Source organism: Edaphobacter sp., assembly GCF_035532915.1.
GTDB lineage: Bacteria > Acidobacteriota > Terriglobia > Terriglobales > Acidobacteriaceae > Edaphobacter.
On record NZ_DATKQC010000199.1, the window covers coordinates 1 to 21481 of the forward strand.

A 21481-nucleotide genomic window follows, 5' to 3' on the forward strand; every position below is an offset into this window, starting at 1 on the left:
GTCTTCACAAAGCCGTCGCGCGGCTTGCCGCCAACTCGCTGGGTCGGCGAATCCGCCGTCACCAGATCGGGATGCTCGGCCTCGAGCGCCTTCAACTGGTTCATCTTCGCGTCGTACTGCGCGTCGGTCAGCTCGGGAGCGTCGAGAACGTAGTAGAGATGTTCATGATGGCGAAGCTCATCACGCAGCACCTGAATCTGTTGATCGGGGGTAAGAGCAGCCGTCATAGTCAGGATTATAAAGAGCGGGGGACGATGCCGTGCTTCGGAAAAAAGGGGGACACCCCACCCCCCTCCAAAGTACGCAAAGTCTTCGAAACAAATACTTTAAGTCTGGGCTAGGTCGCCACAGTCTTGATTTTTGCGGCCTAAGACCCGCAAAGTCTTCCATCCATGCGGCTTATACGAAATACGAGGGTTCTTCGCTTCGCCCAGAATGACGAACTCTACAGACGCTATCGATCCAACGGGTGGAGAGAAAACGTGCAGAATCCAGAGACACCCCAGCTTCTATTTTACGAGGGGTGTCAAGCATGACGGCTGTGGTCGAGAATGTTCAACTTTCCTGCAACGGTGGTGAGGATTTCGAGGGCCTGGTCGATCTGTTCGCGGGTGTGTTCGCTGGTCATGATGGTGCGGATGCGGGCTTTGCCCTCGGGAACGGTGGGGAAGGCGATTCCGGTGGCCATGAGGCCCGCTTCGAAGAGGGCGCGTGAGAAGTCCATGGTTGCACGGCCGTCGCCGATGAGGATGGGGGTGATCGGAGTCTCGCTGGCGGGCGTGGTGCGCCCTCCGGTGTCGAAGCCGGCAGCGGTGAGCTGCTGCTTGAAGTAGCTGGTGTTGTCCCAGAGGCGCTGGATGCGCTCGGGCTCGTTCTCGAGGATGTCGAACGCGGCGATGCAGGTGGCTGCGACCGAGGGCGGGTGCGAGGTGGAGAAGAGAAAGGGGCGCGCGCGGTGGTAGAGATAGTCGATGAGGTCGCGGCTGCCGCAGACGTAGCCGCCGAGGGCCCCGATGGCCTTGGAGAGCGTGCCGACCTGCACGTCGACGCGCTGGGTGCAATGGAAGTGATCGACCGAGCCGCGCCCGTTGCGGCCAAGCACACCGCTGGCGTGGGCGTCGTCGACCATCATGATGGCACCGTACTTGTCGGCGAGGTCGCATAGCTTGTCGACCGGGCCGATGTCGCCGTCCATGGAGAAGACACCGTCGGTGATGAGCAGCTTGCGTCCGGGTTCGTTCTGAATCTCTTTGAGCAGCTCTTCGGCGTGGGCGACATCCTTGTGGCGGAAGACTTTGATCTTGGCCTTCGAGAGACGTGCTCCGTCGATGATGCTGGCGTGGTTCAGTTCGTCGGAGAGGATGAAGTCTTCTTTGCCCAGAATGCTGGAGACGGTTCCGGCGTTGGCGGTGAAGCCGGACTGAAAGACGACGCAGGCTTCGACGCCCTTAAAGGCGGCGATCTTTTCTTCAAGCTCCATGTGGATGCGCATGGTTCCGGCGATGGTGCGGACGGCGCCTGAGCCTACTCCATACTTCTGCGTGGCGGCGATGGCGGCCTCGCGGAGTTTGGGATGGTTGCAGAGGCCGAGATAGTTGTTGCTGGCAAGGTTGATGACGCGTTTGCCGTCGTAGGTGCAGACGGGGGCCTGTTCGTCGTCGAGGATGCGGAGCTTGAAGTGGGTGCCGCGTTGGCGCAGGTCTTCGAGCTGGGCGGTGAGGTGCGCGAGCTGGGGGCGAGGAGTTTTGTCGCTCATGCTTAATCGTAAACCTTTTGCATCGAGACAGTAAGGAGGGAGCGAATGGCATCTCAGTATCGTGTGATGACGGCAGAGAGCTGCCATCGCGCGGATGTACCAACAAAGTCCGATACGAAGGATGAGGGCCCAAGATGGCGATGATGATGATTTCTGGAAAGATTTTGAAGTTTACGGGAGCAATGGCATTAGCAGTCACGTTGTTGGCGGGATGCAGGTCGAAGGAAGATGCGGCGATTGACGCCGCGAAGAAGCAGGCAGCGGCCACGGGACAGGCGCAGCAGGTCGTCTCGGTCGATAAGAGTGGAAACACCACCACGGTGACGGTACAGCCTCCGGCTCCGGGCCAGACAGCCCAGGCCACGACGACGACCGTGACGCCAGCGGCGGCTCCGATAATGAACGAGTCTGAGGCGTCTGTGCCGTCGGGACAGCCTGCAATCGCAGGGCAGAACGGAGGCGCGGCGGAACCTGCCGCGACGGCACCGCCTCCGGTAGCGACGCCGGGCGGAGCTCCGGTGATTCAGCCAGCGGATGTGAATGTACCTGCAGGAACAAATCTGACGATTCGCATCAATCAGCGCATCAGCGTGAAGACGAGCCGCGCGGGCGACCGTTTCGATGGCGAGATTGTCGAGCCGGTGGTTGGGGACAATGGCAATGTCATTATTCCGAAGGGCGCTCCGGTAGGAGGGATTGTCGAGGTCTCGCATCGGCGTGGCCACTTCAAGGGCGCTTCGATTCTTGATCTGCGGCTTACTTCGCTAACGCTGAACGGCAATCAGTATCGTCTTGATACTCGCGACCTGAGAAGAGGAAAGAAGGGCAAGGGCAAACGGTCGGCGGCGTTCATTGGTGGCGGAGCGGGCCTGGGGATGCTGGTTGGCGGCGTCGCCACCGGCGGCGTTGGACTGCTGGTTGGTGGCCTGACGGGCGCAGGCGCGGGAACCGCAGTGGCCGGGCTGACGGGTAACCGCGATATCGAGATTCCTTCGGAGTCGATTGTTCACTTCAGGCTGGCGAACGATCTTGTCGTGCAGCCCTGATCGCACGATGAATTGCGATGCGAAGGCCCATCTTCATGGATGGGCCTTCGCTATCTGTGGGGAATGTTCTGTTTCAGATAGGATGGCTGTGAATTTTCGCTATGAATTTTAAGGAGCGTGCATGGGGATTCGACTGCATTTTTGGGGCGCGGCACAGACGGTCACAGGGTCTTCGCATCATCTGGAGTGCGCGGGGCAGAATGTGTTGCTGGACTGCGGACTGTTTCAAGGGCATAGGCAGCAGGGCCGCGAGATCAATGCGCACCTTGCATTGCCGGTCGAACAACTGAATGCGGTGGTGCTTTCTCATGCGCATATCGACCATAGCGGCGATCTGCCGCTGCTGGCGAGGCAGGGATATCGGGGGCCGATTTATACGACTCCGGCGACGGTCGATCTGTGCGAGAAGATGCTGAAGGACAGCGCGCATATTCAGGAGTCGGACGCGGAGTTTGTGAACAAGCGCTGGCGGCGTCGTAAGGCCATCGGCATGAATGGCGAGGCCGATGGAGCGACGCCGCTGTACACGCAGGAAGATGCGGCGCAGGCGGTCGAGCTGTTCAAGCCGGTGAAGCTGCATACGCCGCAGTTGCTGGCAGGCTCGACGGCGGATGCTGGATTTACGACGACGACCTATGATGCGGGACACATGCTGGGCTCGACCTGCGTTCTGGTCGATGCGAAGGAGCAAGGGCAAACGACGCGGCTGCTGTTCTCAGGCGATGTGGGACGCAAGGGCCTGCCAATCATTCACGATCCTGAGACTGCGCCCGCGGCGGAGTATCTCATCATGGAGAGCACGTACGGCAACCGGCTGCATCAGCCGATAGGGCCGGTGAAGCATAAGCTGGCGAACCTGGTGAACCGAACCGTCGCGCGTGGCGGCCACATCGTGATGCCCGCATTTGCCGTGGGCCGCACGCAGCAGGTGGTGCTGCTGCTGCATGAGCTGATCGATGCCAAGGCCATTCCGGATATTCCTATTTTTGTGGATAGCCCGCTGGCGGTAAATGTGACGGATGTGTTTCGCAAGCATGAGGAAGAGTGGGATGAAGGCGCGCTCGCCTTCGCTGCGGTGAATGAAGATCCGTTTGGATGGAGGCGGCTGAAATACACGCGCACGGTGGAAGAAAGCAAGACGCTGAACGACCTGCGAATGCCGTTCATCGTGATCTCAGCTTCGGGAATGTGCGAGGCGGGGCGGGTGTTGCATCATCTGAAAAACAGCGTGGAAGATCCGAGGAATCTGATATTGATTACCGGCTTTCAGGCGCAGAATACGCTGGGCCGCGCCATCGTGGAGAGACAGCCGGAGGTGAAGATCTTCGGCGAGCCGATGAGGCTGCGTGCCGAGGTGGACTCCATCGGTGAGTTGAGCGGGCACGCCGATCAGCACGAACTTCTGGAGTGGATGGCGCCCGTGGTGCCTACGCTGAAGCAGGTCTTTCTGGTGCATGGTGAGCCGGATGCCCAGCAGACCCTGAAGAAAGAGATCGAGAAGATGTACAAGCTGAATGTGGTCTGCCCCAAACGTGGTGATCGGTTTGAGGTGGGCTAGTGGCGGTTCTCCTCCCGATGTAGTTTTGGTGATTCGAGCAAAACGCAGATTCCCTTCGGGAATGACAAACAAAGGAAGTTACACCTAAGAGGAAATAGCTCTAGTGTGATGCAGCGTGCGGCCGTCAGGGCATGACGGCTGCGCGCTGCGAGAGAAGATATGCTGCTTGCGGAGTCGGGGTGGGGCTTTGCTGGGCGGCTACTTTCCTGAGCGGCGAGCCTTCGTACGATTCGTAGGTGTAGGACGTTCGGTGATCGGGGCCGGTCTTCACCATGACGTACTCCACGGACTTCACCTTTGCCGGTATCTTTGCCCCGAACCAGCGTGGGTCTTCCTGCTGCGTCCAGGTGACGAGCGAGAGCGTGGAGCCGGAGGGATAGTCCTGCTGCTGGCTGGTGCGGGAATATTGCACAGCGAGATCGTTGCCGTAGAGCGTAGACATGGTTGCGTCCCGCCTGTCGATCCATGAGGTGATGACCCTGTCCTGCATGGGATTTGATGGAAGATTGCCGGGCAGTACCGCGCCTTGACTCAACGTCGCCACGACGGGAGGATAGGGGTTCGAGCAACCGATTACGCTCAGGATGCCTAGCGAAAACACAGCGCCGAAAAGATAACTCGCTTTCATTGCTGGCCTCCGATCGGTGGAGTGAAGACGTAGTCGCTGTTGCGTACGGGATTATGACAATTGACGCATTCGCTGGTGAAGGCGGCATCTTTGCCGTAAGGGACAAGGTCGGCTCCGCGCCATCTTGCCCATCCCCAGCCTTTGGTCGAAGCGTATTTTTGGCTGTCGCGAATCATGAACTCTACCTGAATGAAGGCTCCTGTGCGAACCATGCCTTTGCCGTCCGGCTGCTGCTGCCACGCGACCTTTGCGAAGGCGGTGCCGTCGGGCCAGGGGTTGATGTGGCCTTCGGCGATGGCTTTGACGGCGATGTCGTTGCCGAGGATCTCGCGCATGGTGTGGTTGTCGAAGCGGTCGGTGCTGCTGATGGTCTTCCAGTTCCTGTAGTCGGGCATGAACTCGATGCCATTGGGGGAGGGATGCACATCAGGGACGACGCTGCTTGCTTGAATCCATCGCTCATAGCCTGCGTTGGCTGCGCTGGTATCAGTGGCAGCACTGATTGGAGACGGCGATGCCAGCCATGATTTCAATACCGCCAGTTGCGCCAGCGTAACCCTCGATCCGGGATGAACGCGGCGATAGGACGGCAGCGGCATCGCGCCCATCTGGATGTTGCTGATGGCCTCGAAGAGAAGGCCCTTTTGCTGCGCTGCGGAAAGCCTGCCGATCTCGGAGAAGTTGAGGTGCTTGCGCCCCTCTTTTACGTCGCTGGCGGCGATCCAGTAGGCCGGTGCGATCTCGTCGAACCACGGGAGACGGGTCTCGTTCGAGTGGCAGCTATAGCACGAGTTTTTGAGGACCTGCTTCACCTCGGGCGGTGCCTGCAGGTCCGCTGTAACCGGAGGATTGGTCAATTCGGGCCGAATAAATTGAATTGCGATGAAGACGATGCCCAGTACTACTGCTGTCTGTATCAGCCTGAGGCGCTGAGACGATGCCTTAGCCATGCCTGTTCCCTTGATGCTCTGATTTTGTGGTGTTACTTCTCTTTGAGATGCAGGGTTGTAAGTTGACGGGCATGATCGACGATATCTTGTTGATTTCCAAAGCCTTTGAGCCAGTGGATCTCGGTATCGCGGCGGAACCAGGTGGCTTGACGCTTGGCATAGTTGCGATGACCCTGCTGTGCCTGAGCGACTGCCTGATCGCGGGTGAGTTCGTTTCGTAGAACAGCCGATGCTTCGGCATAGCCCAGCGACGTGAGCGGGCGGCAGTCGCGGCCGTAACGCCCGATGAGGCGCTCGGTCTCTTCGACGAGGCCGCGGTCGAACATGGCCGCAGCGCGATGGTTGATGCGCTCGTAGAGCAGCGGGCGGGGAGGTTCGAGGCCGAGGCGCAGGATTTTGAAGCCGGTGAGAGCGTCGCGGCCTTTCTCCCATTGCTCGGTGAGCGGTTGTTTTGCGGCGAGCGATACCTCGATGGCGCGTACGACCTTGGAGACGTCGTTGGCATGAATGGCCGCGGCAGCAGCCGGGTCCAGGCGCGTGAGCAGGCGGTGGAGATAGGCCGCGCCATGGGTTTCAGCGCGTTGGCGAAGAACTTCGCGGCGGCCGGGGTGCGCGGGTGGCGAGGGGAAGAGGCCGTCGATGAGCGCACGAAGATAGAGGCCGGTGCCGCCGGCGACGATAGGGAGATGGCCGCGCTCGGTGATGCCTGCCAGCGACTCTCGCGCCTGGCGGCTGTAGTCTCCAGCGGTGCAGGCCTCGTCGGGCCACGCGATGTCGATCATGTGGTGGGGGACGAAGGCGCGTTCTTCAAGCGACGGCTTGGCGGTGCCGATCTCCATCTCGCGATAGACGGCGACCGAATCGCAGCTAACGATCTCGCCGTTGAACTGTTCGGCGAGGCGCAGCGCGAGCGCGGTCTTTCCGCTGGCGGTGGGGCCGACCAGAACGATGAGCGGACTGGTCACCATAGTCGCCACCAGCCAGGCGTGAAGACATGGTGCGCACGCAGGAGGCTGAAGGCCAGAACGGCAGCGGCGAGCAGAAGCAGGGCACGGAGTTGACGGCGGCGCTCCTTTTGCCGCGGCTGCTCCGGCTTCTGGATCGGCTTCGATTGTGAAGTGGGCGCAGGCATTCGTGCCTACTCGGGATTCTTGTTGACGAGGTAGTGGATGCGCAGTTCGAGGTTCGGGCCATGGAACTCCTTGGGCAGCGGCGGGAACTGGCCTACCCCGGTGATCGAGCCCCAGGCGGCGCGGTCGATGGCCTGGTCGTGGGTGGAGCCGTCGAGCGTCATGCCTCCGATGCGGCCATCGGGCAGGATGGTGAAGCGGATCAGGGTCTCGCCCTGCTTGTTGAGCGGAGGCCGTGCCTCCTCTGGGATCAGGGGGAGCCAGGTGTGGTAGATCTCGTAGATGATCCGCTTGAGATAGGGATTGAAGTTGACTCCCATGGTGTCGGAGAGGATATCGACGCCGGTGTTGAGGCCCTGGTGGGCGACCGGGATGCTTGCGCCAATGTCGTCGCCGCTGTTGCGGTTCTGGGCTGCGGCCTGGGCGGCGCGGCGAATGGCCTCCCCGGCGCTCTGGTCCGGATTGCCGAAGTTCGGCTTGGTCGGCGCAGGCTTGGGAGCATCGACGATGGCTTCCTGCTGCGGATGCTGGACGATCGGTGGAGGCGGCGGGGTGGCCTTGGCCTGCTGAGGGGCAGGCTGTTGCGCGGCAGGCGCCGGGGTGGGCGCGGGCGGTGCCGGGGCAGGCACACGGGCCTTCTCCATGGACCGAAGCCGATTCAGCGTCTTCTGATCGAGCGTTGGCTTGGGAGCTTTGCTCTGCTTTTGCGAAAGCGCCTTCGAGATATCTGCCGGCGTATTGAGGTAGGTAACTTTATCCCGCTCTTTGAGGACGGCCATCGGATCGATGACGCGGGGCTGGTGGAAGATGAAACGCGGGCCGTAGAAGAGGAACCAGGCCAGGGCCAGGTAGACGATGAGCGAGATGTAGACCGATTCGCGGAAGCGCGCTTTGGAGCGCTCGTCGTCCAGCGAGTCGAGCAAATGGATGAGCTCGTGTTCTTCGAGTTCGCCGAAACGTCCGGTGCGCACCTTGGCGGGTGTGGTGGGGGGAACGGAGTTGGGCGGCGTTTCTACAGGTGGCATTGATTATGTGTTCAGACGGCTTCGCGGGAGGAAAGTTGCCCCGCGAGCATGGATTGACCAGACAATGATTGACCGGGTAACGAACCTGGCTTGCACAGTCTTTTTTATTTTCTCATCTTTAGGCGGGAACGGGGGTTGGTTCGGCGGCGTCCGCGCCGTAAACTGAACGGGTGAATCAAGGGTTTTCTGCCGATACGCGTGCGGTGGTGCTGACGGTCAGCGACCGCTGCTCCAAAGGAGAGCAGGTCGATGTCTCCGGGCCTGCCGTCGCCCGTCTGCTGAAGGCTGCCGGCATCGATGGCGTAACCACGCGGATCGTTCCAGATGAGATAGACGCGATCATCACGGCTTTGCGGCACTATGCGCGCAACGCGCAGTTGATTGTCACCACCGGAGGCACGGGACTGGCGGCACGGGATGTGACTCCGGACGCAACCCGCCTGGTGTGCGAACGGCTGGTAGAGGGAATGGCCGAACGGATGCGTGCCGATGGCTTGCAACACACGCCATTTGCAGCGCTTAGCCGGGCCGTCTGTGGAGTGACAGGGAAGACGCTGGTGGTGAATCTGCCGGGAAGCCCCGCGGGAGCGGAAAGCTCGCTTCAGTCGGTGCTTCCGCTGCTGCCCCATGCCCTGGACTTGCTGGCGGGAAATACGGCGCATTCCGTGCCAGAGGCAAGATAGAATAAGGGTTCCTCGTGAAAATCCATCCGATTGCCCTCTTTCATAAGCTGAACACCGCGCTGCTTGTCCTGATGAAGCCTTTGGGGGCCTGGGGACTGGGCGCGTTGGCGATCGTCGACACCTCTTCGATTCCGGTGCCCATCGACGCGCTGGTGATTGACTATGTGGCACACGATCACGGTAAGTTACTTATTTACTGCCTGATGGCTGCGGGAGGCTCGGCGATTGGAAGCCTGCTTCCCTATTATTTCGGACGGGCCGGCGGGGAACTTTTTCTGCTGAAACGGATTAATCGACAGCGATATGAGGCCTTGCGGGACAAGTTTGAGCGGCAGGAGTTTCTGGCAATCATGATTCCGGCGATGATGCCTCCGCCGATGCCTGTGAAAGTAATAGAGTTCGCAGCGGGTGTGTTTGAGATGAAGCCGCTACTGTATTTTGGCGCAGTCTTTGCCGGTAAGTTTGTCCGGTTTGGGCTGGAAGGGTTGATCACCATCCTTTACGGGCCCGCTATCCTGAACACGATTGGCAGAGCGTTTCACGAGCATCTGGAATATGTGCTTGGTGTTGTTGGGGTTTTAGTGGGACTGCTGGTGGTTTATATTGTCCGCAAATTGTTTTCGAAGCGGCGGGGAACGCAGTTCCCGGCAGAGGATCGGCCAGCGGAGTAGAGCTTTTCGACGGAGGTTCGAGACTACGGCTCCATTGCAGAGAATTGTTCCAAAATGGGAAAAGGGCTGCGGATTTCGCAGCCCTTTCTCGTGGATGAAAGTTGCCTTAGGCGATGTGATTGCCGTGCGACTCGTCCATGGTCTGGGCGATGCTCCGAACCAGAGCAGGGAGGCCGAAGAGGGCCCCGGCGGTGAGTGCGGTGGAGATGAGGTCGTTGGCATAGAAGGGGATAGCGGCAATGTAGCAGGCGCTGAGGCCGGCAACAGTGTGCGGATACATGATGCTGCCCATCCACACGGCAAAATTGCTGAAGATGAAGAAGGACGTCGCCGAGGCAAGGACGCCGACGGTCACACGCACAGCAGAGGGCTTGCCGCTCAGTATCTGGTGGCCGAGCAGGCAGATTGCTCCATACCAGACCCAGGTGACGAGGTAGGCGCTGGTGTGAAAGGCGTAGCCGTAGGCGAAGACGGTGAGGTAATAGTCGGCCACCATGAGGGCGAGGACGGCGATGATGGTCTGCCAGCGGCTGCGGCGCGCTCCGAAGTAGAGGAGGCCTCCGCCGACCGCGGTGAAGCCGATGGCGGTGCTGTTGAACAGATGCGGCAAGAAACGGCTGAAGACCGCAAAGAGTAGAACGAGATAGGCAACCATGGTGGACCTCTGTTTCAGAAAAAGCTGTGAATTCGATTGTCGGCCTTTGAGAGGACGGGGTCAAGGTTTCTAACGGCGACGATGGATGGAATGCCTGCCGATCTTACTCACTAATACTCGGAAATATCTGCATGGCATCTTTCGACTTTGCGAAGTTACCAAAGTGACGGCGTGGAAGCATCGATTATTCGGGCCGGTCGCCGTGGCAAAGGTTTACTCTTATCACCTGCCTTCAGTTCGATGACTGGGCGACGCCGAATCGCTTTACCGGTGATGCAAATTCGTTGTCTGTTTCACCCGAACCCTTAGTACCTTCAAGACCATAAAGAGAGTTTTCGTGAAACTTCGGCTCGATAAAATTGTGGACCACCCAGACGCGGACCTCGTTTTACGTACGCTGGAGCATTATCTCCGCGAAGTGTCGCTCGAGACCGTCCGCACGGAAGACGAACTGATCGTCTACGGCCTTGGGCCCTCGTTTCGCACGATGAATCCCAGGGACAAGACCACCGTGCGGGCCACCTCTCAGCCCTCTGCGACGACAACGCTGCATACTGAGGCTAACTTTCTGGCCTCGGCCCTGGCCGGCGATGCCGCGCAGGACGAGATCGTCCGCTCGAAGATCGAACGGGCGTTTGAGTCGCTGAAGACCGAGCTCAGCCACCGCGCATCCTCACGCCCGATAGCCGCCAGGACTTTGCCGCCTGCCGAACCCATTGCACCCAGCCCAGCGGTCGAAGTTGTACCAGCGATTGCCAAAGCCAGCACTCCCGCGCCGGTCGAGGCGGAGAAGATCTCGCCTGCGCCGATTGAAAGAGCTCCAGATGCGCCGCAGAAGGCTTCCATCGAAGTGAAGCCGGAACCAGAGGCAACGCCAAAGCCCCAACCGGATCCGAAGCCCGATGTGAAGATCGACGTGAAGCCCGACGTGAAGCCCGAGCCGCGGGTTAATCCAGAACCAACGCCGAAGAGCGATGAACCTGTTCTCGCCACGCCACGGCAGATCGCACCAGTTCCCTCTGCGGTAACGATGGAAGCAGCCCCTGTCAGCAAGCGGCGGTCTGCGATTCTATTGGTGCTGCCGCTACTCATCCTTGTTTTGGCAGTTGCCTTCTACTTGCTGCAGCACCACCGCGCATCGCAGGACCTCTTCGCGGCAAAGCCGGAAAGACCCACTGCAAGCGCATCGGCGGAGAATAAAGCCGCCGCACCGGCGCCAACCCCGCCAGCTTCAGCTGCAACGCCAGCACCGCCTACGCCCGCGGCGACGCCCACGGACATCAAGGCATGGGTGCAGGCGTGGGCCGCCGCCATGAGCACCCGCGATGTTCAGACCCAACTCTCGTTTTATGCGACCCCTCTCGATCGCTACTTTCTGACGCCGAACGTCAGCAGAGAACAACTGCTGAAGAACAAGCAGGCCGAGATCGACGATAGAAAAGGCGTGTGGACGCTTAGGGCAGAAGATCTCGTCGTAGAGAGGCAAACACCGAAAACCGCTGTCGTTTATCTGAACAAACACATCACCATAGAGCTTCCCTCATCGGCCACCAGGGAGGAACGCATCAAAGCGCAACTCAAATTAAAGATGGTCGATGGGGAATGGAAGATTACCTCGGAGCGAACGGTTGGTTGATCAGAAGCTGTAGCGCACTCCTGCTTCGATGCGGCGGCCGTTGTCGGCGGCGTAGGGGCGGCCGAAGAGCGGAGAGCCGAGGACGCCGCCCACACTGGTGACGTTTTCATGATTAAGCAGGTTTGAGCTGCGCACGTTGAACGTCAGCGTCTGCGGATGCTCGGCCTTGGGGTTATTCAACTGGAGCTTGCGCTCGAGGTTGGTGTCCATGTGGACTGTCCAGGGGGATCGTCCGATGTTGCGAGGGAGTGCGCCGACACCGCCGCTTGGTACCAGCAGGCCGAACTGGGTGGGGATGCCGTCTGGATCGCCGGTGGGCGCGTACTGTGGGCGGTCGTTGAAGTTGCCGTCGCCGTTGTTGTCGAAGCCGGTGGTGATGTTGTAGGGGACCCCGCTCTGGGCTTGCAAGTTGGTGCTTAACTCAAACTTCTGTGGCAGCTTGAGCATTCCGTTACCGAAGATCTGCCAGCGGCCCTGACCGTTGCGCGGCGCAAACTCGCCTGCGTCGGTGCGCGAGCTCTGAGGGTTGAAGAAGGTGTCGTCGTTGGTGTTGTCGATCAGGTCGACGCGGACGGCGCCGAAGAAGAAGTTCAGGTGTTTCAGCTCGTGCTGGTTGATGCCGAAGAACTCCACGTTGGCTCGGCCCTGACCGCTGTTGTTGGTCTGCAGGACGTTGAGATTGAGCGCGCCGGGGCGCGGGCCTGCGGGATTGTCGTTGAGCGGCGAGTTGATGTTGAGCGTTCGCGTGTAGTTCCAGATGCGGCCCCAGTAGACGTCGGTGTTGACCGACCAGCCGTGCGGGAAGGTATGGGTGCCGCCTACGTTCTCGATGGCGAAGGTGATGCCTTGCAGGTGCGGCGATGCCTGGCGAACTGAGTGGATGATGGTCGCGCCGTCGAAGGGATCATTGTAGATGGGGTTGTAGACGGTGCTGGTGATGCGATGGACGCCGTCCTCGCGTTGCAGTTCCTGGTAGTCGGAGGTTCCGTACTGGCCGGTGAAGAGGCCGATGTGCGCGTGCAGCTGCCACTTCTCTTTTTTGTCGGGCGACCATGCGATGCCGAGGCGCGGTGTGGCTCCGTTCATGGTGAGCGGTGAGGTTTGCAGGTAGTAGCGGAAGCCCATGGCGATCTGCAGCTTTGGCCGCACCTTCCACATGTCCTGAATGTAGAGCGAGTCGCGTATCTGGGTGAAGCCGACCTGCGGGGTTCCGATGACGTTGTTGAACGCTGTCGGCGTTCCGCCTGGGAGGCCAAGTTTGGCGCGGCGATACTGCTCGAGGCCGGAGATGATCTCGGTCTGGCCGGGAATGGGGTTGCCGTGGGCATCGAGCACAGGCGCGCTGCCGCCGCCAAAGGTGTAGAGACCGTTGAAGTTCGTGGTGAGCTGGTCGCTGACGTTGTACATCTTGAACTGCGTGCCGATTTTGAGCAGATGCTTTGCCGTGCTGAGGATGGCATCGTCGTCGGCTTCGATCTCGAAGGTATGCAGCCGCTGCTGGCCGATGCTTGCGCCGCCGCTGGTAAAGGCTCCGGCGACCTGCACCTGCGGCGCGGTGGAGGTGGGGACATCGGTTTCGCCAGTCCAGTCGAAGGCTACGCGTGCCTCGTGCATCATCTTGGGCGAGACGGTGGTGACGTTCAACAGGCGGAGGGTGTGGTCGTAGGTGCCGCTGCTGTAGCCGGTCTCGGACAATGATGTTCCGCCGACGCCTACATTCTGCGAATGATTGACATTGGCGTTATACGACGCGGTGAAGGTGTTCTTCTCGTTGAGTTGCCAGCCCAGACGCGCTGTTGCGAGCCATAGTTGCTGAGACGCGGCGACGTTGGCGATGGTGCTTTGCTGATTGCCCTGATCGTCGAGCGTGATGGCGTTGACAACGGCAAAATCGTCGATGGTGCGGTGCTCCAGCGTGAGGGCGAAGTCGCTGCCCTTCTTGCGTACGGGGCCGTTCAGCTCGAAGCCGTAGCGCTGCTTGCCCAGCGCTGCCTTGCTGGTGGAGAAGGGATCGCGGGCGTTCATCCATGGGCTGCCGTTGGTGGTGAAGAGCGCACCGTGAAAGGCGCTTTGACCGGGCCGGGTGTAGACCTCGACGCGGCCACCGTCGAAGGGCGGCTGGCGATACTCGGCGGAGAAGAGATCGGGGTTGACCTTAATGTAGGCGATGGAACTCTTCGGCGGGAGCGGCGCGGAGCTTTGGAAGCCGTCTACGGTGATGGTGGTGTTGGCAGCGAGGCCACCGCTGGTTGCGGCCAGTTGCTGCAACTCGCGCTTGAGGTCGTCGGGATCGTCGGCGAGCGTGCTGAGCTGATCGCCTGAGATGGTCTGAGAGGTGCCGTTGGCTGCGGCGTCGACTCCATTGCCACTATCTTCTCCAACGTTAACCGACGTAGTGACATCTTCGGGTTGCAGGATGACAACCAGCTCCGTTTTGGGCTGAGGGACGTGCACTTTAATATCTTTGGCCGCGAAGCTGGTTGCACTGACTCGCAGATCATGTTGGCCGGAAGTGGCGCAGGAGAAGTGAAACTGACCGGCATCGCCGCTCTGGGTTGTCTCACCTCCGTCGAGCGTGACGCTGGCTCCGGGAATGATCGCACCCGTGGAGTCTCGTACGATGCCGGCAACTTTAGAACCACTGCATGGAGTCTGTGCCGACAGATTTAAGCAAAGCATCACCGTGCATGCCGCAATGGCATGAAATATCTTCATACGTATCCTCTCGATAGGGAACAGACGCCTGTTCCTTGCAACTATCGATACGCAGGGATGCGTTCCGCGGTTCCCCACATTTGTAAGGAGCCGCAGGAAGACAGTTTTTTGAATTAGCTCTTAATGTTTTTTCCTAATTAGCTTTTGAATAAATGGGTTGCGTGCGTGATGGCAGCACCGGCACGCATCGCGGCGGCAACCGCGGCAGTCTCTGCAAGCATCTGGTCGGTTGCGCCGGCATCGCGCGCCGCCTTGGTGTGCAGCTCAATGCAGTACGGACACTGGGTTGTCAGCGCAACTGCAACAGCCATCAGCTGCTTGTGAAGGACATCGATTGTGCCTTCGGTGAAAGCGGCTTTGTCGAAGGCCCAGAAGGCTTTCATTGCGTCCGGCGCGTTTTCGTCCAGTCGCTTCAACTTGGTAAGATTTTTCATGTCGAACATGCTGCACCTCGGATTGGAATAGGGACCCACGTGCGGACTCTCGCTCATAGGAGTCGATCGACAGAGATAAGTTACAGCAATTAGGCATGGCTGGCTTAGTGCTGGACGTGGCCGTCCATCTTTATGCGGGTGACGCGATGGGCGGAGTCGAGAGTGACCGTGCCGGAGAGGGGAGGGTCTTCGCGGCCCTGCATGAACGAGGTGTCGTACATAAAACGGAGATCGCGGAAGGTTACGGTGATCGCTCCTGTAATTGGGTCGGTGTCGGATTGTGTGACCAGCGGGAGCTTTGACCAGTCGAGATAGACATGGCCGAGCCAGCTCTGTTTGGCGGCGAGCGTGGCAGCCGTCTCCGCAGGTTTGTAAAAGATGTCCGAGTGCGGATTGGTGGCCACGGTATTCGCGAAGGTGTCGACGGCGGCCAGTTGGTAGAAGTCCGGCGTATCGACGATGACCTGCCAGCGAAAGGGATTGGCGGGGTAGGGCTCAGCGTAGACATGGAGAATGGGAACGCTGCCTGGATCGGAGCCGAAGTCCTGACTGTTGAGGGCGAGTTGAATGGCCTGTCGCTGTTCGACGGCACGCCAGCCCCAAAGCGCGACGATAGCGATGAGTGCAGCAATGGCCCAGTCGCGTCCGCGAAAGGCTGCCTTGCGTGCACCTACTTCGCTGTTGATGAGGCCGAAGAGCGCGGGAGCGATGAGGGCAATCAGCAGGAGACCAAAGATGACGGGCTCAAAGATGAAGACGAGTGAGCCTGCATACCAGTGCGGATTAAAAGGGAAGAAGGGACGCAGACCGTAGTTGTTGGTCCAGTCAAGCAGGAGATGGCTGAGCAGCGCGATCAGTGCGAAGCCGTAGAGCAGGCCCCAACGCAGAGGAGCGGAATGCTTCGTAGGTTTGTTGCGGCGGAGACGCCAGCGGTGGAAGAGATAGACCGCACCGACGACGACGGCTGCTTCAAGCGGAAGGCCAAGGAACGCGTGCGTCCATCCACGATGATGCTGGAAGGCGGCGATGGGACCACGGATGGACCAGAGGGTGTCGAGGTCGGGTGCTTCTGCGGCGAGCGTCATGGCCAGCGTGGCGTAGGCGGCCTTGCGGTTGAAGCCGCTGCGGGCCAGCACAGCTCCGGTCATCAGGTGGGTGATTGGGTCCATGGGCTTCCAGCATAGCGCGGGTGGGCGTCCCGCGCTTATTGACGAAAGACGATGCGGCCTTCGCTGATGGTCGCGTGTACCCGGCCCAGCATGGGGGCGCCGTCGAAGGGAGTGTTCTTCGACTTCGAGCGCGAATGCGTTGCGGCGAAGCTCCACGCGGCTGCGGGATCGAAGATGACTACGTCGGCGACACTGCCGGGGGAGAGCGAGCCTCTGCCTGAGAGCGATGCGATTCCTGCGGGAGCTGTGCTCATGAGCGCGAGGATCTTGCGCAATGACAAACCTTGTCCGCGATGCAGGACGCGCAATGCCAGCCCCAGAGCGGTCTCGAGGCCAGTGATCCCGTTGGGAGCGCGCTCGAACTCCTGCTCCTTCTCGTGCGCGGCATGCGGTGCGTGGTCGGTGGCGATGCAATCGACCGTGCCATCGGCTATTCCGGCAAGGACGGCCTGACGGTCGGCCTCCGCACGTAGTGGCGGATTCATCTTGGCGTTGGTGTCGTAGTCGCCGATGGCCTCCTCGGTCAGCGTGAAGTGATGCGGTGCGGCCTCGCAGGTGACGTGCAGCCCCTGACTCTTCGCCTCGCGAATCGCATCGAGGGCGCGGCCGGTCGAGACATGCTGCACATGCAGATGAGGGCGCAGCCCATCGGATTTTTCGATCTCCTGCAACAAGCGGATGTCGCGCTCTACGATCCGTGACTCGGCTTCGACGGTCATTCCGCGCAGACCGAGGCGAAACGCCACTGGGCCGTAGTTCATGCTGCATCCGCCGGTGAGGTGGGTGTCTTCGGCGTGCTGTGAGATGGGCACGCCCAGCCGGGCGGCGGCGATCAGCGCCTCGCGCATGATGGCGTCTTCGAGGATGGGCTTGCCATCGTCGGTGAAGCCGACAGCTCCGGCCTTGTGCAGCGCGGCAAAATCAGTCAGCGTGGCGCCCATGCTGCCCAGGGTGGCGGCGGGCATGGCGAATAGCTTCACGACAGACCCGCGTTCCGGTGCGAGCATCCACTCGAGCCCGGCTACGGAGTCATTTACCGGAATGGTGTTGGGCATGGCGACGACCGTGGTAAAGCCGCCCGCAGCTGCCGCTGCCGTTCCTGTGGCGATGGTCTCCTTGTAAGTCTGGCCCGGCTCGCGTAGGTGCACGTGAATATCGACCAGCCCCGGTGCAACCACCAAGCCAGAGGCGTCGATCGTCTCTGCTGCCTCGGCGTTCTTCATGCTGCCGGGTTTGTCGATCGCGGCTACTTTTCCATCGCGAAGAAGAAGGTCGCGGGCCTCGTCGAGGCCGTTTGCCGGATCGATCACGCGGCCATTCAAAATCAATACGTCACTCATACGGTTACACTCTCGAATCCACCGGCGCTCAGGGCGCGGAGCAGCAACGCCGAACGCACGGAGAGGCCATTGCTTACCTGCAACTCGATCGCGGAGTTGGGGCCGTCGGCCACGTCTCCCGCAATCTCCAGTCCGCGAATCATGGGGCCGGGATGCATGACCAAAGCGTCCGGTGCCTGTGCGGCGAGACGCTCGCCGTTGAGCTGATAGCGGGCGATGTAGTCGGCAAGATCAAGCTCCAGCCCGGCCAGCCGCTCTTTCTGAATGCGCAGCATCATGGCCACCTGCGAGCGGCGCAGGGCGGCATCGAAGTCGCGCACGATCTCTACACCAGCACCGAGGCCGAGTGCGGTTTCGGGCAGTAGCCGCTCCGGCCCGCAGAGCAGCACCTTTGCTCCCAGTCGAGGCAGGAGCAGAGCATTCGACCGGGCTACGCGGCTGTGGAGAATGTCGCCCGTGATGACAACGGTCACGCCGTCGAGACTCTTCGCCGTCGCCTTGGCGGCGTCGCGGCCGGGCAGCCGCATCAACATCGTACGTGCATCGAGCAGCGCTTGCGAAGGATGCTCATGCATCCCGTCGCCCGCATTCAGAACGGGAAGCCCCGTCTCTCGCGCCAGCACGAAGGGAGCGCCCGACGAGGGGTGGCGGAGGATGACGCACTCGGCCCCGAGGGCGCGCAGGGTGAGGCCGGTGTCCTTGAGGCTCTCGCCTTTTTCGATGGAGGAAGACTTGTCGCTGACCAGGGTAGTGGTCGCGCCGAGCGACTTTGCCGCCAGTTCAAAGGAGGTGCGGGTTCGCGTGCTCGACTCGTAGAAGAGAAGGGCGACGCGGCGACCGGCCAAAAGCGTTGCGCGCTGTGCGTGAGCCATCTGCTCGAGCCGCGTGGTTACTGTCAAGATAGCGGAGACGTCTGCCACGGAGAGATCGGCCACGCTCAACAGCGAGCCTGCGGCGTAGTGGAAGATTTTCTTCGATCCTTGCGATTGCTGCGTCATCGATGCGGTCAATCCACCAACTCGACGAGGAGCACCTGCTCCTGCTCGTCGATCTCCTTGAGCTTGACCTCGATAATCTCGCGCCGCGAGGTCGGGATGGTGCGACCCACGAAGGTCGCCTGAATAGGCAGCTCGCGGTGGCCACGGTCAATTAGAGCAAGCAGTTGCACGCTGCGGGGACGACCGTGGTCGAACAGGGCGTCGAGCGCCGCGCGAATCGTGCGCCCGGTGTAGAGCACATCGTCAACCAGAATGATGTCCCGGCCGGTTACGTCGAAGCCAACGTCGCCGGGAGCGACCTTAGGGCGTGCACCATCGGTCGAAAGGTCATCGCGGTAGAAGCTGATGTCGAGCACGCCGGTGTCGACAGGACACTTCTCGATCTTTGAGATCAGCGAGCCCAGCCGCTGCGCCAGCGGAACACCGCGTCGCTTGATGCCGACCAGCCCGAGGTTTTCGCAGCCATCGTGCTTTTCGACGATCTCATGGGCGAGGCGCACCAGCGTCCGCTCAATCTCGGAGGCCGACATGAGGCGGCCCTTCTCGCGTATCTTCGGCTTGCGATCGGACTGGTTGGTATCGGTAGTTTCACTCATAGCGATTGCGCTTGATGATATCAGCAGCCCCGCCTCGATTGAAGGGGTGCGGGCCACCCATCATGCCGAAACCTTGTGCCGCGTCCGCAAAAGGCCGCCCACGGCGCCGCCGATCGTCGAAAGCACAAGCAGAATGCCCGAGACCAGGCCGAACCCGGCGAGCATCATTCCGGCGCGAAACTCGGGCGAATAAAGGTAGCCCTGCATCGACTTTGCCTCGGGATTGGTGGCCAGCGCATGTTGAATCTGCAGGTGAAGCTGTTGCGTTACCTGGGCGTCGAAACCGGCCATATTGTGCAGCACATAGCGCGCGATCAGCCCGCCTGCAGCCATGGCGACTGCCACACTGCCGATCAGGACGACTCCGACGACGACGCCGATCCGTGCACCGATACCGGCGTCCATCCACGCCTGCGGGCGTCGCTTCTGATAGAGCGCCAGCGTGATCAGCGAGCCGCTCACCGTCCACAGCCAGCTCAGGGGCGAGACCGACTCGAAGCGGGCTGCCACCAGCGTCAAGACGGCGGCGATACCGGCCACGAGCAAGGCGCAGCGAATCGCCGTCTTCCACTCGATCTGCCGGGGTGCGGGAGGCGGAGCTGCGCCGGTGGTGTTCTCCGCCAGGTCTGCCGGTTGATCGTGGTCCAGCAGATAGATCTGGGGAGCGCCGCAATGGGGGCAGAAGGGCGACGAGGTATCGTCGGAGAGCTCCCCGCCACAGCGGTGACAGAATTCATGCATATCTATGAAGCTACCCCACCCGGTAGGGCGCGGCAAGCGGGATCACAGGCGGCAGCTACTGTTCGCTTTGCTTATCGCCGGAGAGGTGTCCCGGCAGATCGAGCGCGACCAGCCCTATCTTGGTGCCGGTCCCGTTGGGGTCGATCGCCACAATATGCTGGTGCTGCTTCGACCCTGCCTTCAACTCCAGCTTGCGAGAGATGTCGTCGTCGATGCCGACGTGCTTGTTATCGTTGTCGCAGGTTAAACCCTCTGTCGTGCGCGTCGGCTCTCCCACGGACTTGTCGTTCGCGCACTCGATAACGTCGCCATACACACCGAGGGCCTTGCGATAGAACGCCTCGACCTTATCGGAGCTGTCGATGGTCTGATAGCTGGCCGCCTTGACTCGCAGATGGAAGCTGCCAAAGTTCATGTTCACATCCGCTGCGCCATGGTCGTGGTCCTTCTTCACCAGCGTCGCGCCAGGATAGGCCGGCAACCCCATGCCTTCGAGCACCGTCGCATCGTTGGTCTTTACCTGCACGCCGCCGAACGGTGTGGCGATTCTCACGTTCTCGTTGCCGCCTTGTTTGTTTGTCTGAACCCGGCATCCGCTCATCAGCACTGTTGCGACCATGGCCGCTGCTGCCGTCATCTGTGTCACGCGCATACCAAATCTCCTTCGCACAAGAAACGATACGCCAGTTCACCTCTTGTAGTTCCGCAATCAAGCATAGGGAAGAGCGATCTTCGAGGAAGAAACGCTTGAATTCTGCTCACAAATCCGCTGTCACTGTCCTATACTGACAGGAAGCCGGAAGTGTCGGCTATTCGGGAGCTTTGGCATGGCACAGCACCAGCCAATTCGCAAGACGCCTCCACCAGCCGGGTCCGAGATCCCGGACAAGCTGTACTTTCGCATCGGCGAGGTCTCCAAACTCTGCGACCTGCCTGCCTACGTTCTGCGCTTCTGGGAGGGCGAGTTCCCCAGCCTGAAGCCGCATAAAGGCGGCACGGGGCAGCGGCTCTACCGCCGCCGCGACGTGGAGATGGTTCTGCGCATCAAGAGCCTGCTCTATGACGAGGGGTACACCATCCCCGGCGCACGCCAGATCTTCAAGGCCGAGCTTCGCCACAAGGAGCCGCAGCTTACACTCGGCATCGACGATGCGGTTGCGCCTGCTGCACCATCCAAACAACTACGCAAGCTGCAGAAAGAGCTTCGCGACCTGCACGCCCTGCTCTCGAAGCCGGTGACTCGCGCTGCGGTCCACCCGATCCGCGCGCCAAGGCATGCTGGCGGTTCCCGCCCGGCCACCCCCAAGCTCTTCGACATTCCGCAAAGTGGCGAAGGCTCGGACTAAAGCGCGATCCATCCTGCGTGAATGGCCCACAGCGAGAGGCTCGCCACCACGATCCACAGCGTTACTCCCTGAATTAGCGGCCTTACGCCAACTTCCTTCAACGTGTTGCGCGTGATGCCTGTGCCGATCAAGAACAGCACCACCGTCAATGCAGATCTCCCCAGCCGGTTCAACCCGGCAAAGACTCCCACGGTTTGCGGCAGGTAGCGAGGGACATAGCTGGCAAGCACCGCGGCCACGCAGAAATAGAGGATGAACCACGGCCAGTAGATCTTCGACTTGCTCTTGCGCAGGGTCGCCGTGGCAATTGCCAGCGGTACGATCCACAAGGCCCGCGCCAGCTTTACCGTGGTCCCTACAGCCAGCGCAGTCGGGCCGTATTTCGCACCTGCACCCACCACGGA

At 60.7% G+C, this 21481-nt stretch carries 23 protein-coding genes; 7 read left to right on the plus strand and 16 right to left on the minus strand.

Annotated features, from left to right (window positions below):
* The coding region (locus tag VMU57_RS09810) for a DNA ligase LigA-related protein (protein ID WP_414648624.1) at nt 1-227 on the minus strand (227 nt) is incomplete at its 3' end.
* A 299-nt stretch (nt 228-526) separates the two neighbouring features.
* Nucleotides 527-1756, minus strand: a complete 1230-nt coding sequence (locus tag VMU57_RS09815) for a glycine C-acetyltransferase (protein WP_325382899.1) — start codon at nt 1754-1756, stop codon at nt 527-529.
* Nucleotides 1757-1890: 134 nt separating this feature from the next.
* Between VMU57_RS09815 and VMU57_RS09820 the strand changes: the two genes are divergently transcribed.
* Nucleotides 1891-2802: a hypothetical protein gene (locus VMU57_RS09820; protein ID WP_325382901.1), complete on the plus strand. Its 912-nt coding sequence runs from the start codon at nt 1891-1893 to the stop codon at nt 2800-2802.
* A 121-nt stretch (nt 2803-2923) separates the two neighbouring features.
* Entirely contained in the window at nt 2924-4360 is a 1437-nt protein-coding gene (locus VMU57_RS09825; protein ID WP_325382903.1) for an MBL fold metallo-hydrolase, read from the plus strand.
* A 124-nt stretch (nt 4361-4484) separates the two neighbouring features.
* Here VMU57_RS09825 and VMU57_RS09830 read toward each other — a convergent pair whose 3' ends face one another.
* The 3 genes from VMU57_RS09830 to miaA are packed head-to-tail and all read right to left on the minus strand — an operon-like array spanning nt 4485 to nt 6906.
* Entirely contained in the window at nt 4485-4988 is a 504-nt protein-coding gene (locus VMU57_RS09830; RefSeq protein ID WP_325382905.1) for a cytochrome P460 family protein, read from the minus strand.
* Complete coding sequence (locus VMU57_RS09835) at nt 4985-5938, minus strand: heme-binding domain-containing protein (RefSeq protein WP_325382907.1); 954 nt, start codon at nt 5936-5938, stop codon at nt 4985-4987. The genes VMU57_RS09830 and VMU57_RS09835 overlap by 4 nt, the downstream gene beginning before the upstream one ends.
* Nucleotides 5939-5970: 32 nt before the next feature.
* Complete coding sequence (gene miaA / locus VMU57_RS09840) at nt 5971-6906, minus strand: tRNA (adenosine(37)-N6)-dimethylallyltransferase MiaA (protein ID WP_325382909.1); 936 nt, start codon at nt 6904-6906, stop codon at nt 5971-5973.
* A 26-nt stretch (nt 6907-6932) separates the two neighbouring features.
* On the opposite strand from miaA, the gene VMU57_RS09845 reads away from it, so the two are divergent.
* Nucleotides 6933-7055, plus strand: a complete 123-nt coding sequence (locus tag VMU57_RS09845; protein WP_325382911.1) for a hypothetical protein — start codon at nt 6933-6935, stop codon at nt 7053-7055.
* 21 nt (nt 7056-7076) lie between these two features.
* On the opposite strand, the gene VMU57_RS09850 is transcribed toward VMU57_RS09845, so the two are convergent.
* Nucleotides 7077-8093: an energy transducer TonB gene (locus tag VMU57_RS09850; protein WP_325382913.1), complete on the minus strand. Its 1017-nt coding sequence runs from the start codon at nt 8091-8093 to the stop codon at nt 7077-7079.
* Between the two features lie 170 nt (nt 8094-8263).
* Between VMU57_RS09850 and VMU57_RS09855 the strand changes: the two genes are divergently transcribed.
* Together VMU57_RS09855 and VMU57_RS09860 are read left to right on the plus strand one after the other, a co-directional pair.
* Entirely contained in the window at nt 8264-8776 is a 513-nt protein-coding gene (locus tag VMU57_RS09855) for a MogA/MoaB family molybdenum cofactor biosynthesis protein (RefSeq protein WP_325382915.1), read from the plus strand.
* 14 nt (nt 8777-8790) lie between these two features.
* A complete protein-coding gene (locus tag VMU57_RS09860) occupies nt 8791-9447 on the plus strand; it encodes a YqaA family protein (RefSeq protein ID WP_325382917.1) in 657 nt (218 codons plus the stop codon).
* A gap of 106 nt (nt 9448-9553) precedes the next feature.
* Here VMU57_RS09860 and VMU57_RS09865 read toward each other — a convergent pair whose 3' ends face one another.
* Entirely contained in the window at nt 9554-10102 is a 549-nt protein-coding gene (locus VMU57_RS09865) for a DUF6580 family putative transport protein (RefSeq protein ID WP_325382919.1), read from the minus strand.
* 337 nt (nt 10103-10439) lie between these two features.
* On the opposite strand from VMU57_RS09865, the gene VMU57_RS09870 reads away from it, so the two are divergent.
* Complete coding sequence (locus VMU57_RS09870; RefSeq protein ID WP_325382921.1) at nt 10440-11738, plus strand: hypothetical protein; 1299 nt, start codon at nt 10440-10442, stop codon at nt 11736-11738.
* On the opposite strand, the gene VMU57_RS09875 is transcribed toward VMU57_RS09870, so the two are convergent.
* The 8 genes from VMU57_RS09875 to VMU57_RS09910 form a co-directional block, all read right to left on the minus strand.
* Nucleotides 11739-14453 carry a TonB-dependent receptor gene (locus tag VMU57_RS09875; RefSeq protein WP_325382923.1) on the minus strand — a complete coding sequence of 905 codons (2715 nt, stop codon included), beginning with the start codon at nt 14451-14453 and terminating at the stop codon, nt 11739-11741. It abuts the gene before it with no gap.
* Nucleotides 14454-14590: 137 nt separating this feature from the next.
* Complete coding sequence (locus VMU57_RS09880; RefSeq protein WP_158911350.1) at nt 14591-14896, minus strand: carboxymuconolactone decarboxylase family protein; 306 nt, start codon at nt 14894-14896, stop codon at nt 14591-14593.
* 95 nt (nt 14897-14991) lie between these two features.
* On the minus strand, nt 14992-16056 hold the full coding sequence (locus VMU57_RS09885; protein WP_325382926.1) for a metal-dependent hydrolase: 1065 nt from the start codon (nt 16054-16056) through the stop codon (nt 14992-14994).
* 35 nt (nt 16057-16091) lie between these two features.
* The gene (locus VMU57_RS09890; protein WP_325382928.1) at nt 16092-17396 is read right to left on the minus strand and encodes a dihydroorotase; all 1305 of its coding nucleotides are present in this window, start codon (nt 17394-17396) and stop codon (nt 16092-16094) included.
* The gene (locus VMU57_RS09895; RefSeq protein ID WP_325382929.1) at nt 17393-18394 is read right to left on the minus strand and encodes an aspartate carbamoyltransferase catalytic subunit; all 1002 of its coding nucleotides are present in this window, start codon (nt 18392-18394) and stop codon (nt 17393-17395) included. Before VMU57_RS09895 ends, VMU57_RS09890 begins: the two co-directional genes overlap by 4 nt.
* An 8-nt stretch (nt 18395-18402) precedes the next feature.
* On the minus strand, nt 18403-18924 hold the full coding sequence (gene pyrR, locus VMU57_RS09900) for a bifunctional pyr operon transcriptional regulator/uracil phosphoribosyltransferase PyrR (RefSeq protein ID WP_414648625.1): 522 nt from the start codon (nt 18922-18924) through the stop codon (nt 18403-18405).
* A gap of 126 nt (nt 18925-19050) precedes the next feature.
* Entirely contained in the window at nt 19051-19731 is a 681-nt protein-coding gene (locus VMU57_RS09905; RefSeq protein ID WP_325382933.1) for a zinc ribbon domain-containing protein, read from the minus strand.
* A 55-nt stretch (nt 19732-19786) separates the two neighbouring features.
* Nucleotides 19787-20383, minus strand: a complete 597-nt coding sequence (locus tag VMU57_RS09910) for a hypothetical protein (RefSeq protein WP_325382934.1) — start codon at nt 20381-20383, stop codon at nt 19787-19789.
* A gap of 175 nt (nt 20384-20558) precedes the next feature.
* Here VMU57_RS09910 and VMU57_RS09915 point away from each other — a divergent pair, with 175 nt between their 5' ends.
* Nucleotides 20559-21077 carry a MerR family transcriptional regulator gene (locus VMU57_RS09915; protein ID WP_325382935.1) on the plus strand — a complete coding sequence of 173 codons (519 nt, stop codon included), beginning with the start codon at nt 20559-20561 and terminating at the stop codon, nt 21075-21077.
* On the opposite strand, the gene VMU57_RS09920 is transcribed toward VMU57_RS09915, so the two are convergent.
* Nucleotides 21074-21481 (minus strand): putative sulfate exporter family transporter (locus VMU57_RS09920; RefSeq protein ID WP_325382936.1); only part of this gene is annotated, 408 nt, incomplete at its 5' end. The two genes, VMU57_RS09915 and VMU57_RS09920, sit on opposite strands and share 4 nt — an antisense overlap.

What these genes read in the sequence shown, in the direction of transcription:
- VMU57_RS09865 (WP_325382919.1), bottom strand. Translation starts at nt 10,102, where the DNA reads ATGGTTGCCTATCTCGTTCTACTCTTTGCGGTCTTCAGCCGTTTCTTG.
- VMU57_RS09875 (WP_325382923.1), bottom strand. Translation starts at nt 14,453, where the DNA reads ATGAAGATATTTCATGCCATTGCGGCATGCACGGTGATGCTTTGCTTA.
- VMU57_RS09885 (WP_325382926.1), bottom strand. Translation starts at nt 16,056, where the DNA reads ATGGACCCAATCACCCACCTGATGACCGGAGCTGTGCTGGCCCGCAGC.
- VMU57_RS09820 (WP_325382901.1), top strand. Translation starts at nt 1,891, where the DNA reads ATGGCGATGATGATGATTTCTGGAAAGATTTTGAAGTTTACGGGAGCA.
- VMU57_RS09830 (WP_325382905.1), bottom strand. Translation starts at nt 4,988, where the DNA reads ATGAAAGCGAGTTATCTTTTCGGCGCTGTGTTTTCGCTAGGCATCCTG.
- VMU57_RS09845 (WP_325382911.1), top strand. Translation starts at nt 6,933, where the DNA reads ATGGTGCGCACGCAGGAGGCTGAAGGCCAGAACGGCAGCGGCGAGCAG.
- VMU57_RS09915 (WP_325382935.1), top strand. Translation starts at nt 20,559, where the DNA reads ATGGCACAGCACCAGCCAATTCGCAAGACGCCTCCACCAGCCGGGTCC.
- VMU57_RS09825 (WP_325382903.1), top strand. Translation starts at nt 2,924, where the DNA reads ATGGGGATTCGACTGCATTTTTGGGGCGCGGCACAGACGGTCACAGGG.
- VMU57_RS09850 (WP_325382913.1), bottom strand. Translation starts at nt 8,093, where the DNA reads ATGCCACCTGTAGAAACGCCGCCCAACTCCGTTCCCCCCACCACACCC.
- VMU57_RS09815 (WP_325382899.1), bottom strand. Translation starts at nt 1,756, where the DNA reads ATGAGCGACAAAACTCCTCGCCCCCAGCTCGCGCACCTCACCGCCCAG.
- pyrR (WP_414648625.1), bottom strand. Translation starts at nt 18,924, where the DNA reads ATGTCGGCCTCCGAGATTGAGCGGACGCTGGTGCGCCTCGCCCATGAG.
- miaA (WP_325382909.1), bottom strand. Translation starts at nt 6,906, where the DNA reads ATGGTGACCAGTCCGCTCATCGTTCTGGTCGGCCCCACCGCCAGCGGA.
- VMU57_RS09880 (WP_158911350.1), bottom strand. Translation starts at nt 14,896, where the DNA reads ATGTTCGACATGAAAAATCTTACCAAGTTGAAGCGACTGGACGAAAAC.
- VMU57_RS09910 (WP_325382934.1), bottom strand. Translation starts at nt 20,383, where the DNA reads ATGCGCGTGACACAGATGACGGCAGCAGCGGCCATGGTCGCAACAGTG.
- VMU57_RS09895 (WP_325382929.1), bottom strand. Translation starts at nt 18,394, where the DNA reads ATGACGCAGCAATCGCAAGGATCGAAGAAAATCTTCCACTACGCCGCA.
- VMU57_RS09890 (WP_325382928.1), bottom strand. Translation starts at nt 17,396, where the DNA reads ATGAGTGACGTATTGATTTTGAATGGCCGCGTGATCGATCCGGCAAAC.
- VMU57_RS09905 (WP_325382933.1), bottom strand. Translation starts at nt 19,731, where the DNA reads ATGCATGAATTCTGTCACCGCTGTGGCGGGGAGCTCTCCGACGATACC.
- VMU57_RS09835 (WP_325382907.1), bottom strand. Translation starts at nt 5,938, where the DNA reads ATGGCTAAGGCATCGTCTCAGCGCCTCAGGCTGATACAGACAGCAGTA.